This is a genomic window from Pseudomonas sp. LBUM1659, assembly GCF_059716045.1.
Window position 1 is genome coordinate 830986 of sequence record NZ_CP166797.1, and the last position, 15144, is coordinate 846129.

Genomic DNA, 15144 nt, shown 5'->3' on the forward strand with positions numbered 1-15144 from the left:
ATTTCAGTTTTCGCCCGGCACTCGGTGGGTTTGGCGAAACTCGCCGGGCGGCATCCCGCGCCGGCTTTTGAACGTACGGTGAAACGAACGGGGTTCGGTGAAACCCAGGTACTGGGCGATGTCCTGAATCGGCAAGGTGCTGTTGAGCAGGTAATGCTCAGCCAGTTCCTGACGCAGGTCATCGAGGATCTGCTGGTACGACGTACCGGCCTGATGCAGCTGGCGTTGCAGTGTGCGCACTGACACGGCGAGATGCTCGGCCACTTGCTCCTTGCGTGGCAAGCCTTCCTTGAGCAATTGACGCAGGATGCTTTTGACCCGCTGTTCCAGCGACGCGTCCTCCAGTGTCGCCATCAAACCCTGCGCATGTTCTTCCAGGGTGCGCAGCAATTGCGCATCGGCCTGGCGCAACGGCAACTGCAAATACGGCAACGGCACAATCAGCGCCGAATAAGGCTGGTCGAACAGTACCGGACAGTCGAAGAATTGCTCGTACTGCGCCAGCGTCGTGTCAGCCGGTCGTGTATGTTCCAGCCAGACAGCGGCCGGCGACATCTGCGTATCAGCGATCCAGCACGCGTATTGCAGCCAGGAGCCGAGCACGTTTTCCACCAGGTGCCGGCGAATTCGCGGGCGTTGATAGCGGCATGCCCAGATCAGGTGCACGTGGCTGTCCTGCACCTCGGCGCGGCTGACGCCCATGTCTCCCACCAGTTTCTCGAACGGCATGATGCGGCTCATGGCATCGCCCAGTGTCGCGCAGTTCATGGTGATGTAGCCCAGCACGCTCCAGGAATTGGGTAACACAAAACGCGCGGCGTTGAGACCGAACAACGGATCGCCCGAGTGTTCGCAGAAATAATCGAGCAGCCGTTCATGGGCTTCACCCGGCAATCGCAGGCTGTTGTCACTCAACTGCTGCGCCTGCAACCCGGCAGCCGCCAACGCAGGCTCGATGGCCATGCCCAGTTGTTCGGCATGACGCAGGTATTTGAGCAGCGGCGGAACTGAAGTGAAGCCCAGGGATTGCATGATCGAATTCCTTTGATCAAGGCCCGCGTGCGCGGATGAATGCCCTGAAAGGTAATTTGAAACCCCGGCTAAAGTAAATGGCTGACGTCTGTGCGACGTTTGACTCAATTGGCTACTCGAACTGGCCGGATGCGACCGTGACACTTTCGGGCAGCTGACTAGTATGGGGGCCTGAAATATCACTGATAAGAACCGCAAAAGGACACACGCATGCGACGCTGGAACGGCTGGGGAGATGCAACCACGGTGGTCGAACTGCCGGCCCAGGGCGCGAGTTTTCTCGCCCAGCGGTTGGGTGACGGTCGAGCGTTGCCCGATGCCACGCTTGAGACGGCATTGGCCCGCGTGCCGGCCTCGCGGTTGCAGGAACATGCCTTGTACAGCGTGGTTGCGCAGGATCGTTTGCTGCATGCCCGGGGGCAGAGCCTGCCGGACTGGTTGGCGTTGCGTGAAGGCGCGCTGGGGCATTATCCCGACGCCGTGGCCTTTCCCGAGAGCGCCGAACAGATTCGCCAGTTACTGGCGCTCGCCCATGAGCAGGACGTGTGCCTGATTCCTTATGGCGGCGGCACCTCGGTGGCCGGGCACATTAATCCACCGAGTTCCGCGCGACCTGTGGTGACGGTTTCCCTGGCCCGCATGAATCGCCTGCTGGACCTCGACGAACAGAGTTTGCTGGCCACCTTCGGCCCTGGCGCGACAGGGCCGCAGGTGGAAAGTCAGCTGCGGGCCCGTGGTTACACCCTGGGGCATTTCCCGCAGTCGTGGGAGCTGTCGACCCTGGGCGGTTGGGTCGCCAGCCGTTCCAGTGGCCAGCAGTCGTTGCGTTACGGGCGAATCGAGCAACTGTTCGCCGGCGGGACCCTGGAAACTTTTGCCGGACCTTTGCAGATTCCAACCTTCCCGGCCTCTGCCGCCGGCCCCGATCTGCGAGAAGTGGTGTTGGGTTGCGAGGGTCGTTTCGGGATCATTTCCGAGGTCAAGGTTCGGGTCAGTGCGCTACCCGCCGATGAGCGTTTCTATGGCGTGTTTCTTCCCAGTTGGACCAAGGCGCTGCAAGCCATCCGCCAGTTGGCCCAGGCGCGGGTTCCGCTGTCGATGCTGCGCCTGTCCAACGCGGTGGAAACCGAAACCCAGCTGGCGTTGGCCGGTCACCCGCAGCAGATCGCCTGGCTGGAAAAGTACCTGGCCCTGCGCGGTGCCGGTGAAGGCAAATGCCTGCTGACGTTCGGCGTGACCGGGAATCGCCGGCAAAACGCGCTGTCCCTGAGCCAGGCCCGGCAGCACCTCAAGGCATTCGGCGGGGTGTTTACCGGCACCTTGCTCGGCAAGAAGTGGGCGCAGAACCGTTTTCGTTTTCCCTATCTGCGCGAGAACTTGTGGAACGCCGGTTATGTGGTCGACACCCTGGAAACGGCCACCGACTGGAGCAACGTCGACAACCTCCTGACCCTCATCGAAAACAGCCTGCGCGACGCCCTGGCGGCTGAAGGCGAACGGGTGCATGTCTTCACCCACCTGTCCCATGTCTACGGCGAAGGATCGAGCATCTACACCACCTATGTGTTTCGCCCGGCAGCGGATTACCGCGCGACGCTGGCGCGCTGGCAGGCGCTCAAGCAGGCGGCCAGCCGGACCATCGTCGACAACCACGGCACCATCAGTCACCAGCATGGCGTGGGCAAGGACCACGCGCCGTACCTGCGGCGCGAAAAGGGCGCGCTGGCGATGGACACCCTGCAGGCGCTGAGCCGGCATTTTGATCCGGCCGGGCGACTGAACCCCGGCACGCTGTTGCAGGAGTGACGGCCGTGAGCCAGGACTGGAACGCCGCGTGGCGACAGCAGGTGCTGCCGACGCTGGCGGATGAAAACTGGGACCTGATCGTCATCGGCGGCGGCATCAGCGGCGCCGGTATCCTGCGCGAAGCCGCGCGCCGCGGCTGGCGTTGCCTGCTGCTGGAGCAGCGTGATTTCGCCTGGGGCACCTCCAGCCGATCCTCGAAAATGGTCCATGGCGGCTTGCGGTACATCGCCAAGGGCCAGTGGCGCCTGACCCGCGATTCGGTCCGCGAACGCCAGCGCCTGCTCGACGAAGCGCCGGGACTGGTGGAGCCGATGAGTTTCATGATGCCGCATTACCGTGGCGGCTTTCCCGGACCGCGGGTGCTGGGTGGTTTGTTGTCCATCTATGACGCGTTGGCGGGGCGGCGTAGCCATCGCTTCCATGATGCGCAACAACTGCGTTATCTGGCGCCGGGGGTGAAGGAACATGACCTGCTGGGTGGCACCTGTTTTGTCGATGCGCTGACCGATGATGCTCGTCTGGTGATGCGCGTTTTGGGCGAGGCTCGGGCCGACGGCGCCGTGGTATTGAACGGGGTACGCGTGCAGCAATTGCTGCGTAAAGAGGGGCGGGTGTGCGGGGTTCAGGTAGAGGACTGCGAAGGTGGCGCATCAATGCAATTGCGTTGTCGCGTGTTGGCCGTGGCCACCGGCGCCTGGGCTGAGCGCTTGCGCGTGCCCGATGCCCCTCGTCTGTTGCGCCCGTTGCGTGGCAGCCATTTGTTGCTGCCGGGCTGGCGCCTGCCCGTGGCGCAAGCCTTCACCTTCCTGCACGAGCGCGACCGTCGACCGGTGTTCGTTTTTCCTTGGGAGGGCGCCACGGTAGTCGGCACCACGGACCTCGATCATCACGGGGACCTGGACCAAAGTGCGAGCATCAGCCCCGAAGAACTCGACTATCTGCTGGCGGCTTGCAGCCAACAGTTCCCCCAGGCAGAGGTAATCGCCGCCGACGTGCTGTCGACCTGGTCGGGAGTGCGTCCGGTGGTGGGCAGCGCAGCGGGTGAACATCAAGGCAAACCGTCGAGTGAAACTCGAGAACATGTGTTGTGGCAGGAGCCGGGTTGCGTGACCCTGGCCGGCGGCAAGCTGACCACTTTTCGCCCGCAGGCGATCGAAGTGCTCAAGGCCTGCGCGGCAATGCTCGACCGGCCCTTCGATGATGACGCCGCGCCGGTGTTTGCCGTCGTGCCGCCGCTGGCGATCCCCGGGCTCTGTGGCAGTCAGTGGCGGCGCCTGGCCGGGCGGCATGGTCGTGACCTGCCGAGGCTGGCGAAACTGATCGCGGAACTGGGCCATGACAGTGTGGGCGCCACTGACACCTTGTGGGCGGAACTGGCCTTTGCCTGTGATTCGGAAATGGTCCTGCATCTGGATGACTTGCTGCTGCGTCGCACCCGTCTGGGCCTGTTGCTGCCGCGAGGCGCCGAGGATTATTGGCCGGCCATTCGCCGACTCTGCCAGCCACGGCTGGGCTGGGACGATGAGCGCTGGCAGCAGGAGCAGCAGCGCTACCAGGCGTTATGGCAACGACACCATGGTTTGCCGGATGCCGCGCATTGATGCCCATTGAAGAGAGCTCCATGGATAACCACCCGAACAAGCGTTACCTGCTGGCCATCGACAATGGAACCCAGAGCGTGCGCGCGCTGCTCTTCGACCTGCAGGGCAATCTGCTGGGCAAAGGCAAGGTCGAGTTGCAGGCCTATTACTCGACACAACCCGGCTGGGCCGAGCAGGACCCGGAGTATTACTGGGCGAAATTGGGCGAAGCCTGCCAGCAGGTGTGGCAGCAAACCGGTATCGATCGTTCGCAGATTGCCGGCGTCTCCCTGACCACCCAGCGCGGCACAGTGATCAATGTCGATGCGCAAGGCAAGCCGTTACGCCCGGCGATCCTGTGGCTCGATCAACGCCAGAGCGAAGTCGAAGGCGGGATCAAGGGGCCGTGGGGCTGGTTGTTCAAACTGGTCGGCGCGCAAGCCACCGTGGATTATTTTCGCGCCCAGGCCGAGGTCAACTGGATCGCCCGCCACCAGCCTGAAGTCTGGGCGGCGACCGATAAATTTTTGCTGCTCTCGGGGTTTCTCACTCATCGCCTGTGCGGGCGCTTTGTCGATTCCGTGGGCTGTTGCGTAGGCTACCTGCCGTTCGATTTCAAACGTCTGAAATGGGCCGCACCCTCCGACTGGAAATGGCAGGCGCTGGCGGTGCGCCCCGAGCAATTGCCGAGCCTGCTCAAACCCGGTGAGACCCTGGGCTACATCAGCGCCGAGGCCAGCCGCCATACCGGCATTCCCGAGGGAGTGCCGCTGATCGCAGCGGGGGCGGACAAGGCCTGCGAAGTCGTGGGTTCCGGAGTCGTCGACGCGGATACGGTGTGCCTGTCCTACGGGACCACAGCGACGATCACCAGCACCCGGTCGCGCTACCTGGAAATCGTCCCGTTGATCCCGCCTTACCCCTCGGCGGTGCCGGATCAATACAACTGCGAGGTGATGATTTATCGCGGCTACTGGATGGTCAGCTGGTTCAAGAACGAGTTTGGCCTGCGGGAAATACAGCAGGCCAAAGCGCTGGGTGTGGAGCCGGAGCAACTCTTCGATGCGTTGGTCGACGCGGTGCCGCCGGGGTCCATGGGGCTGATGCTGCAACCCTATTGGTCGCCGGGCATCCGCGAACCCGGTGTGGAAGCCAAGGGCGCGATGATCGGCTTCGGCGACGTGCATACCCGTGCGCACATTTACCGGGCGATCCTCGAAGGTCTGGCGTATGCCTTGCGTCAGGGCATGGAGAACATCGAGAAGCGTTCGAAGCTCTCCATCACGCGTTTGCGCGTCGCCGGTGGGGGCTCCCAGAGCGATGCCGCGATGCAGCTCACGGCCAACATATTCGGCCTGCCGGCCGAGCGCCCGCATGTCTATGAAGCGTCTGGCCTGGGCGCGGCCATTTGCTGCGCGGTGGGGCTGGGTCTGCACGCGGATTTTCCCACGGCGATCGCGGCCATGACTCGGGTGGGGGCAGTGTTCATGCCGCAACCCGAGGCGCAGAAGATCTATGAGCGACTGTACAAAGAGGTCTACCTGCGCATGTACCGACAGCTCAAGCCGTTGTACCAAAGCATCCGCAAAATCACCGGTTACCCCGCCTGAACGAACACAGGGAATCCCTTGTATGTCCTGCGGTGTTTTTTGCACCGTGCATGTGGCGCTATCGGAGAACTTTTCTGGTGAGATTGGACAGTGTCAGGGGCGGGGTCGGTTGTTAGGCTCAACCCCCACTGCACATCCAATAAGAACCAAAAGCAATGAAGCTGACACTCCTCCTGCTGCTGCTTTATGGAACGGCACCGATGGCGTGGGGTTGGTCCAACCATACGGTCGGCAGCTACCAGGCGTTGCAGGATTTGCCGGCCTTGCGCACAGCCCCGCAGGTCGAAGTCGAGCCACTGGAGCAGTTTCTCTCGCAGCAATACCAAGCCGTGTCCGCACTGCTGGAGGAGCAGGAGCGCTTCGCCCGTGAGCACTTCGCCCAGTACCCGCCGCGCCCCGACAGCCTGCAACTGCCAGCCGTGCCAGGGGACAATCTGCGCCACGACTTCCTCACCGCGTTACGGATCAATCCGCGGATTCATCTGGCGATGGTCATCCAGCCGTTGCCGGGCAAGGATTTGCCCGAACGTGAACACCTCCAGGCCGAGCAGGTCATGGTTGAGCAGACCCTGTCGCCGTGGAATCGCCAGCGCTTCATCCACGTGGCTGACGGCGAAAAAGTAGCGCCCCTGGCCGTGTTGGCCAGCGCCGCCGATGAGCCTGATTACGGCCACGACATCAACCTGTTCAGCGACAACCCCGGCGAGGTGGGCGAGTTGTACGGCTTCGGCCCGCAGCCTTTCGGCGATGCCCGGTTTCAGTACAGCTCCCAGGCGCCGTTCCATATGGGGTTCTTCCATGAAAGTGCGGTGGTGTATGCCGCCGCCGGATTTCTTCAGCGCAGCTGGCCGGACTGGCGCGCCTACCAGTACATGGGGTTGGCGCGACTGGCGTTTGCCACTGGCCATCCTTACTGGGGTTATCGATTTCTCGGGTGGGGCCTGCACCACGTTCAGGACCTGACTCAGCCTTATCACGCCAAACCGCTGCCCGGCGTCGAACTGACAAGCCTGCTGCTGCTGGAAAGCAAGGCGTTGGTCGGCTTCGACGCCGATAAGCATGCGGCCATCGAACGGGTCGCCACCCGGCACATGGAAGTGGAGAAATATCAGTCGACCTGGCTTCGTCGCCTGCTGCACGCCGGCCAGGCCCATCCGATGCTCGATGCTTATGCCGATCACGCACAAGACGCCAGTTACCCACCGTACTCGGTCGACTACCTGCGCGAAGTGGTGAGTGCCGAGTCCGCCGACGAGTCCGCAGCGTTTGATCAAGCCATCGGACAGTGGCTGGACACGGCTGCGGTCACCAGCGATTTCAGCGCCAGTAACCAGGTACAGCGCGAAGACTTCGACCATCCGGCACTGAACCAACAGCTGTTCAAACTGCTGGGGCATTTCGGCACGCACAGCCGGATTTATGTCAGTGCGGGATTGGCGCCCTAGCCATCGCGGCAATATTGCTCACTTACACAGAAACCATAAAAACAATAAAACCAGGGAAGAGGAATAGATCATGAGCACTCGATTTCGCCTGACTGGCGCGGCGCTCCCCGGCGTCGGCCTGGCAGGGCTGCTGCAACTGTGCGCGGTCGACGGCGTGCAGGCCGAGGAGTTCAGCGTACTGGACAATCAGGTCACCGGTTCTTTCGACAGTACCTTGTCCTATGGCCGCTTGTGGCGAGTCCAGGGCCGGGACAAGAACAACGACGACATCAACACCAACGACGGCAATCGCAACTTCGACACCGGGCTGGTTTCCGAGGTGTACAAGATCACCTCGGAGCTTGAGGCCAACTATCAAAACTTCGGGATGTTCATGCGCGGCACTGCGTTCTATGACACCCGACTGATGGATAAGCGCAACGATTACTACCGCAACAACAACCCGTCGCAACCGAGCCAGAGTTACCCGCAGGACGACCACTTCACTGACCAGACCCGCGATATCGCCGGTAGCCGGGTGGAGATGCTCGACGCCTACGTCTATGGCAACTGGGACGTCGCGCAGATGCCGGTCACGGCGCGTCTGGGGCGCCAGGTGTTCAACTGGGGCGAGGGGATTTTCTACCGGGGCGGGATCAACACCACCAACCCGGTGGACGCGGCCAAGTACCGTTTGCCCGGTGCCGAAGTCAAGGAAGTGCTGGTGCCGGTGGAAGCACTCAGCTTCAACATCGGCCTGACCGACACCCTGACCATGGAAAGCTTTTACCAGACGAACTGGAAGGAAACCCGCATCGACCCGGTCGGTACGTTCTACTCGCAGACGGACCTGTTCGCCGACGGTGGCAACACCGGCTACAACAACTTTACCGATACCGCACTGGACACCCCGGTGCCTGGCTTCGGCAACGTAATTGGCCTGTACAGCGCGCTGGGCAACAACCCCTCGCTCAACCAGGCCCTGAGCACCACCGGCCTTTATGCCAACGGGGTGACCCCGACCTTCGGCAATATCGTCAAGGTGGCAACAGTCGGCAAGGATTACAACGCGCGCAATGACGGCCAGTTCGGTTTCGCCTTTCGCTACGTCGCAGAAGAACTCAACAGCACCGAGTTCGGGTTGTACATGGTCAACTATCACGCCAAGGAACCGACTGTCTCCGCCGATCTGGGGGGGTACCAGGGCATCGACATGAATGCCCTGACAAGCCTGTTGACCGGTGTCGCCGGCAGTCAGGCGGGGCAACTGGCCAACGGCCTGGCGACCGTGGATGTGATGGGCAATATTCAGGCTCATCGTCGCTACGCCGAAGACATCCGCATGTACGGCTTCAGTTTCAACACCACCCTGGGCCAGGCGTCTGTGTTCGGTGAAGTGGCCTATCGGCCGAATCTGCCCATCGGGGTCGCCGCCACCAACGACCTGATCGGCGATCTGGCCAACGGCGCTGCCGCATTGGCAGGCGGTCAGAGCATCAACATCGGCGGGCAACAAGTCACGCTCGACAGCCAGATCAACAACGCTGAGCGGGTGGAAGCGTTCAACACCTCCCTGGGCACCATTTACAACTTTGGTCCGAGCCTGTCGTTCGACTCGATGTTCGGCGTGTTCGAGCTGGTGTCCGAACACCTGCGCGGCAGTAACCTGCAGTACACCGCTTATGACGGCAGTACCCGTTACTACGCGGGCACCGGTAACTTTTCCTACGTGTCCGGCGGCGATCGCAGCGACCAGGTCAACCGCGATTCCTACAGCTACACCGCGATGGTCAATGGCACCTGGAACGACGTGTATGCCGGGGTCAACGTCTCGCCCTATGTCGTCTACAGGGACGACTTCGAGGGCAACAGTTATCAGGCGGGCAACACCATCGAGGGCCGCAAGGCCTACACCTTGGGGATCAAGGCCAACTACCAGAACAAGCTGGAGGCCGAGCTGCAATACACCGAATTTTACGGCGGTGGGCAGGACAACGGCCTGCGTGACCGCGACAACGTCGGCTTCAACCTCAAGTACTTCCTTTAAGCGCTACACGCAAACCAAATGTGGGAGCGGGCTTGCTCGCGAAGAGGGCGGCACATCCAACACAGATGTCGCCGGATATATCGCCTTCGCGAGCAAGCCCGCTCCCACATTGGATCTTCTGTGTCTTGCAGACCGCAGCAGGATTTATTTCGGAGAACGATCATGTTTCACATGCCACGACTGACCAAAACCACACTGGCTCTAATCCTTAGCCTGGCCGCCGGCAGCACGCTGGCCGCCATCTCGCCCCAGCAGGCCGAACAATTGAAAACCACGCTGACGCCGCTGGGCGCCGAGCGTGCCGGTAACGCCGCCGGGACCATTCCGGCCTGGGCCGGCGGCATCACCCAGGCGCCGGCCGGCTACAAACCGGGTCAACACCACCCGGACCCGTACGCGGCGGACAAGCCGTTGTTCACCATCACCAAAGCCAACCTTGAACAGTACAAAGCCCACCTCAGCCCGGGTCAGATCGCCCTGTTCAACAGCTACCCCGAGACCTTCCAGATGCCGGTCTATCCCTCTCGCCGGACGGGCTCGGCGCCGCAGTGGCTGTATGACAACACCTACAAAAATGCGACTTCGGCCAAGCTGCTTGAGGGCGGAAGCGGTTTTGCCGATGCCTATGGCGGTGTGCCGTTCCCGGTACCCAAGGACGGGATCGAGGTGCTGTGGAACCACATCACCCGTTATCGCGGCATCTATGTGGTTCGTCGTGCTTCCGAAGCGCCGGTACAGCGCAACGGCAGCTTCGCGATAGTGACCTCGCAGCAGGAGGGGCTCTTCAACTATTACCGCCCGGGCGGGCAGTTTGCCGACTTGAAAAACATCCTGTTTTACTACTTGGCGTTCGTGAAGAGCCCGGCCCGACTGGCCGGTGGTGCGGCGTTGATTCACGAGACCCTGGACCAGCTCAAGGACCCGCGTCAGGCCTGGGTCTACGACGCCGGCCAACGCCGTGTGCGCCGGGCGCCGAACCTTGCGTATGACACGCCGATCGCCTCATCCGACGGCCTGCGCACGGCGGACGATACCGACCTGTTCAACGGCTCGCCAGACCGCTACGACTGGAAGCTCAAGGGCAAGCAAGAGATCTACATTCCCTACAACAACTATAAAGTCGGTAGCCCGGAGGTGAAGTACGCGCAGTTGCTCACACCGGGTCGCTACCCTCTCAGGATTGAATGAGAGCGGTACGTGCCGGCGAGGCGGCTTGATGTGGAATTAAGACTGAATCTACTCGGGATAAAACGCTCGATTGATTTGAGCCGCTGTACCCGCTATCGCAATGCGGTGGTGGTATTGGCTTCTGCGCTGTTGGTGATCCCGTTGACGGTATGGCTGTTGCAGAGTGCCGCCGTGCCGGACCTGGCCCATGGTAATGTCGCGGGTGCCAAGGCATTAGCGGACGGCTGGGCCAAGGGCGACATGATCGTGCTGGTTCGCCATGTCGAACGTTGCGATCACTCCCCGGCCCCTTGCCTGGCGGGCAGCGATGGCATCACCGAGCGCTCCAGAAGTGTTGCTGTCAGTGTTGGCGCGCAGTTCCAACGCCTCGGGCTGACCAAGGCTGACATTTACAACAGCCCCATCCTGCGTGCTGCGCAGACCGCCAATTTTATGTTCAGCAAGGCAGGCGTCGGTGAGGACTGGCTAATCAGTTGCAAGGGCACTATGTTGCGTGATGCTTTGGCGCATAAAGTAGCGGGCCGCAATCTGATTCTGGTGACCCACAGTGAGTGCATGACGCAACTCGAAAAGGAACTCAAGTTGCCAGCCTCAACTCTGGGTTACGGCGCCTCGTTGTTTATCACCGCGCCAACGCCTCAAGCGGCACACATGCTGGGCTTCATTGACGCCTCCGACTGGCACACGGTAACCACCGAATGAATTTTCCTCTGGATCAGGACATACAATGCTGAATCTTTCCCGACACCGCTTTTACTGGGTGAACTTCGGTATTGCGCTAGCCTGCGCGGCCGCGGTTTTCCTGATGTTCGACATGACCACCATCGACATCGCCTTCAACAATCTTTTTTTTGATCCGGTCACCCAGACCTTCCCGCTCGACAAGGTTCACTTCTTCGAGAAGCTCACCCACAAGTGGGCGCGCATCATTCCCAACTGGACCGCTGAAATCGCCTTGATCGGCATGATGCTTTCGTTTGCCTGGCCACTGGTCAACCCGCAAAAGCGCCCGCGTATCGGTCAATTTCTGGAGCGGATCAAAGCCGCCCCCGTGCTGCGGTTTACCTATGACCATCGCCGTGACTTTATCTTTGTGGTGGTGGCGTTTGCCGTCTGCACCGGCGTGATCCATTTCCTCAAGGCGCACACCAGCGTGTACTGCCCGATTGAAACGACCGTCTACGGTGGCAAGATTGCCCACATGGAGTGGTACAACAACTTCCAGCTGTTCCGTGAAGCCGGCGACGGTCGCTGCTGGCCGGGTGGGCATGCGTCGGGCGGGTTCACCATGCTCGCGCTCTACTTTGTTGCGCGCCGCTACCAGTGGCGCTATTCCAAAGCCGTGCTGTGGGGCTCGTTGCTGCTCGGTTTCATCTACGGCACAACACGTGTTCTGCAAGGCTGGCACTACATGTCCCACACCCTCTGGGCCGGGATCTTCGTCTGGTTGGCGTGCTTGCTGACGGCCCTGGCGTTTTACGGGCGGGCAAGGCTGGACGTGCCGGTGCTGAAAAAGGCTGCGCAACCGAACGCCGTTACAGATTCACAACGTAGCAAGCCAGTCGCCCCTGCCTCATTGTCTTGAGCACTTTCAGCGTCGCGGCAGGTTCGGTATCACCGGACCTGACCGCCATGTTGGACGCTGCGCCACCTGCCCCCGTGTGAAAAACATCAAGTGAAACGTTGACCATTCTTTCAGGCAAAAAAAAGCCCGCGGGAGGGCGGGCAAACTGTAGTTTCTTGAATGAGCGAGGGCAATGTACCGATTGTTGAGGCACAGCGGGGTGAAGAAAAGTTCATGTAGATGAACGCCCGCGGGTTAGTGCGTTTAGGGCAAATGATCCGCCGCAAAGTCCGCCTCTGAACGCGTGCGTAACTGGCCCTTGCGGCAGGCTTGCTGGAATCTTTCGTAGTCGTGGTCATTCTGCTCGGTATAGCGTTTGGCATATTTGACCAGCGCCTCGGCCAATGCATCGCTCTTGCCGATGTACCCGCTGATCTGCGAGGCGTGCCCGGATGATTTGGCATGGGCGCGGGCGAGGGCGCGGCCACACAAGCGTGCGTAGGCCGCAAACGCTTCGGCGTCGAAGGTTTCCAGTTCGGCCGAAATCTTCATGTCGCGCAACTGGCGCACGTAAAAGTGTCGACCGCTGGGACCGGTGGTCCAGCCGAGGAACAGATCGCTGGCCGTTTGCATCAACCGCTGACCATCGACCACTCGCTGACCGTTATGTCGAACACGTGATTTCGCCTTCACATAATCGGCGAGCACTGAACGTCGCGCTTCCTTGAATTGCAGGAACAGCGGGAACTCTTGCTCATCCGTCAGCAACGCCACCAGGCAACGCGTGCCGACACTGCCCACACCCACCACTTTGAACGCCATGTCGTGAACGTGAAAACGTGACAGTAACTCACGACGGTCAGCTTGCAGCGTGGTTCGGTAGTCGCTCATGAACGTGTCGTACAGCGGGCGCCAGTCCGAAAGGCGCAGCCAGTCATCGTCGGCATCCAGTCGCGTGGTGTTTTTGTGCAGGTGGAAAATTTCCGGCAGGTCATCGCGAATAACCAGATGACCTTTCGCGTGACGTTCGCTGATTTTCGGCAGCAGTTCGGCATGCGTACGCCGTTCGGCTTTTTCGATGGCGCGCTCCACATGCTCCAGCGTGCTTTTACTCGCCTGCTTGAGCAAGTCATCGTAACTGATGGACTCGTACCAGTTATCCAGCGCGCTTTGTTGGGCGCACTCCAGCATGGTTTCCTGATAGGCGCCCACCACTTGGCGGCAGACGGTTTCTTCTACCGTCTCGCCGTGGCGCAGGTCCCGGGCCGCCACCATGAAACTCGCCACCAGACGTTTCAGGTCCCATTCCCAGGGGCCGGGATGGGCTTCGTCGAAATCATTCACGCTGAACAACAGATTGCGCTCGGGCGTGGCAAAACCGCCGAAATTCATCAGGTGGCAATCGCCACAGATCGTCGATACCAGGCCCATGTCGGGTGTGGCGGCCAAGTCGTGGGCTTGCAGCAAGGCGTTGCCACGATAGAAGGCGAACGGCGACACGAGCATGCGGCCATACCGTAACTCGACCAGCGACTTGATCCGGCCCTCGCTGGACCGCTTGATCAACGGCAGCGGATCACGCGTTACTTTACCCATGACCGCCTGAGCACTGCGCGAGCAGTTTTTGCGAGCATCCTTGCCTTGCTTCAAACGGTCTTCGAGGGTGGTCATGAGGGCTCTTTTTGGTTGGCGTCAGGAGGTGACTTCGAGCTGAGTGTAGAAGGGGTTTGGGTGGTTACAAACGGCACAATCAGCTCCGAGTCGTTAAGGTTTGAAGGAAACTTCCGAAGAACCTGTCCTTTATTTCGTCCGCAAGAAGGCCAGGAGTGAGCTGAGATTGTTGGCTGGAAACGTTCTGCCGAGTTGAAACCAAAAAAGCACCTGCGATGTTCTCGTCAGGTGCTTTCTTTATTGATTGGGCAGACTCATAGCCGTTTCGTTACATCGTCGACACCTGCGCCCGCAATCGTCGGCCGACGACATCCAGCAAATCGCAACCATCGCGCAATGATGTCACCAACAGCCGCGCCAGCTCACTGTGAATACCCTCGCCAAAGGCGATGTTCTCCAGTAGTTGAGTCGCGGTACGGATGCGGTAAGCCGCAGTTTCGTGCAACACGTCCAGCGGTGCTTCGGTGTCGATCAGCAGCGACGCGATGGTGCAGTCGATGCCGGTGATAGGCATGTATCGATCCATGACAAACCCTCCATTCGGTAAAAGAACGCGACTACTCAGTGGCGGCTGCTGGGCGAACCTCAGGCAACCCAACAGTCGGATCCAGGTTGTCCAGCGCGCGGTTTACCAACAGCTCCGCCAGTACGCTCAACTGCTGAATGGCCAGTGCCACGTTCCGACGCGAGCCTTGGAGTTCACAGGCGAGGTCGGTGGTCATGACGTTCAGCGAGGCGAGGGTTTCGCAGGCGTGAGCGAGCAGGGTGGGTGTGTCGATGTCGGGGAGGAGGGTGAAGACGTGGCTGAGGGGGTCGGGGCGTTTTGGGTTGCGCAGACGAGTGCTGACGGTGCGTTCGGTGGTATCTGAAAGTGCCTCAGATCCAGGTGGATTTGGAGTGATCTTCTTCATATTGAATGTCCTCACACTATTGATAAGAGCTACCAATCCCCTGCTGTCAAACAGGATTGGGTGGCAGCTGTACGCGGGTTGACAGACCGGAAGTGTGAGAATCCGGTGCACCCGGAGATGCCCCGCGCACAGCCACCATAACGAGACTGCATGCGCGTGAGCATGTCGCCCGGTCTGGAGGGAGTGCAGATTACACTTTTCAGCCTGTCAAAGCCGATCGCTGATTTGTAGCGACATCTGAAGACTATCGACGCAGAACCGCTTCCGCCAGTTCATGAAAGTCGATACGAGTTGCGGGAAGCTTCCTAGGA

The 15144-nt window shown here is 60.7% G+C and carries 11 protein-coding genes and 1 pseudogene; 8 read left to right on the forward strand and 4 right to left on the reverse strand.

Translation table 11 applies throughout. The features are described 5' to 3' along the window. Positions 1-3 precede the first annotated feature (3 nt). On the reverse strand, positions 4-1032 hold the full coding sequence (gene gliR / locus ACA048_RS03655) for an AraC family transcriptional regulator GliR (protein WP_497627976.1): 1029 nt from the start codon (positions 1030-1032) through the stop codon (positions 4-6). A 210-nt stretch (positions 1033-1242) separates the two neighbouring features. On the opposite strand from gliR, the gene ACA048_RS03660 reads away from it, so the two are divergent. The 8 genes and pseudogenes from ACA048_RS03660 to ACA048_RS03695 all read left to right on the forward strand — a co-directional run bounded on the left by ACA048_RS03660 (position 1243) and on the right by ACA048_RS03695 (position 12272). Next, positions 1243-2838 (forward strand): FAD-binding oxidoreductase, encoded by a 1596-nt coding sequence (locus tag ACA048_RS03660; protein WP_497627977.1) that lies wholly within the window; start codon positions 1243-1245, stop codon positions 2836-2838. Between the two features lie 5 nt (positions 2839-2843). Then, positions 2844-4439, forward strand: coding sequence for a glycerol-3-phosphate dehydrogenase/oxidase (locus ACA048_RS03665; protein ID WP_497627978.1), 1596 nt, complete (start codon positions 2844-2846; stop codon positions 4437-4439). Between the two features lie 20 nt (positions 4440-4459). Continuing rightward, positions 4460-6028: an FGGY-family carbohydrate kinase gene (locus tag ACA048_RS03670; RefSeq protein ID WP_497627979.1), complete on the forward strand. Its 1569-nt coding sequence runs from the start codon at positions 4460-4462 to the stop codon at positions 6026-6028. A 155-nt stretch (positions 6029-6183) separates the two neighbouring features. After that, positions 6184-7473 carry a phospholipase gene (locus ACA048_RS03675; protein ID WP_497627980.1) on the forward strand — a complete coding sequence of 430 codons (1290 nt, stop codon included), beginning with the start codon at positions 6184-6186 and terminating at the stop codon, positions 7471-7473. Positions 7474-7543: 70 nt separating this feature from the next. Further along, positions 7544-9499, forward strand: coding sequence for a DUF1302 domain-containing protein (locus ACA048_RS03680; RefSeq protein WP_497627981.1), 1956 nt, complete (start codon positions 7544-7546; stop codon positions 9497-9499). 162 nt (positions 9500-9661) lie between these two features. After that, positions 9662-10663: pseudogene (locus ACA048_RS03685) on the forward strand (DUF1329 domain-containing protein); the annotation flags it as partial. 54 nt (positions 10664-10717) lie between these two features. Beyond that, positions 10718-11389: a lipopolysaccharide core heptose(II)-phosphate phosphatase PmrG gene (gene pmrG / locus ACA048_RS03690; protein ID WP_497627982.1), complete on the forward strand. Its 672-nt coding sequence runs from the start codon at positions 10718-10720 to the stop codon at positions 11387-11389. Positions 11390-11414: 25 nt separating this feature from the next. Beyond that, a complete protein-coding gene (locus ACA048_RS03695; RefSeq protein WP_497627983.1) occupies positions 11415-12272 on the forward strand; it encodes a phosphatase PAP2 family protein in 858 nt (285 codons plus the stop codon). A 243-nt stretch (positions 12273-12515) separates the two neighbouring features. Here ACA048_RS03695 and ACA048_RS03700 read toward each other — a convergent pair whose 3' ends face one another. The 3 genes from ACA048_RS03700 to ACA048_RS03710 form a co-directional block, all read right to left on the reverse strand. Beyond that, positions 12516-13922 (reverse strand): DUF2252 domain-containing protein, encoded by a 1407-nt coding sequence (locus ACA048_RS03700; protein WP_497627984.1) that lies wholly within the window; start codon positions 13920-13922, stop codon positions 12516-12518. Positions 13923-14190: 268 nt separating this feature from the next. Beyond that, positions 14191-14448, reverse strand: coding sequence for a hypothetical protein (locus ACA048_RS03705; protein ID WP_497627985.1), 258 nt, complete (start codon positions 14446-14448; stop codon positions 14191-14193). Between the two features lie 31 nt (positions 14449-14479). Then, positions 14480-14833: a DUF6124 family protein gene (locus ACA048_RS03710; protein WP_497627986.1), complete on the reverse strand. Its 354-nt coding sequence runs from the start codon at positions 14831-14833 to the stop codon at positions 14480-14482. Positions 14834-15144: the final 311 nt, after the last annotated feature.

Bases quoted from the DNA above. Each gene is read 5' to 3' on its own strand.
- gliR (WP_497627976.1), bottom strand. From the start codon at position 1,032: ATGCAATCCCTGGGCTTCACTTCAGTTCCGCCGCTGCTCAAATACCTG.
- ACA048_RS03660 (WP_497627977.1), top strand. From the start codon at position 1,243: ATGCGACGCTGGAACGGCTGGGGAGATGCAACCACGGTGGTCGAACTG.
- ACA048_RS03670 (WP_497627979.1), top strand. From the start codon at position 4,460: ATGGATAACCACCCGAACAAGCGTTACCTGCTGGCCATCGACAATGGA.
- ACA048_RS03675 (WP_497627980.1), top strand. From the start codon at position 6,184: ATGAAGCTGACACTCCTCCTGCTGCTGCTTTATGGAACGGCACCGATG.
- ACA048_RS03680 (WP_497627981.1), top strand. From the start codon at position 7,544: ATGAGCACTCGATTTCGCCTGACTGGCGCGGCGCTCCCCGGCGTCGGC.
- ACA048_RS03695 (WP_497627983.1), top strand. From the start codon at position 11,415: ATGCTGAATCTTTCCCGACACCGCTTTTACTGGGTGAACTTCGGTATT.
- ACA048_RS03700 (WP_497627984.1), bottom strand. From the start codon at position 13,922: ATGACCACCCTCGAAGACCGTTTGAAGCAAGGCAAGGATGCTCGCAAA.
- ACA048_RS03705 (WP_497627985.1), bottom strand. From the start codon at position 14,448: ATGGATCGATACATGCCTATCACCGGCATCGACTGCACCATCGCGTCG.
- ACA048_RS03710 (WP_497627986.1), bottom strand. From the start codon at position 14,833: ATGAAGAAGATCACTCCAAATCCACCTGGATCTGAGGCACTTTCAGAT.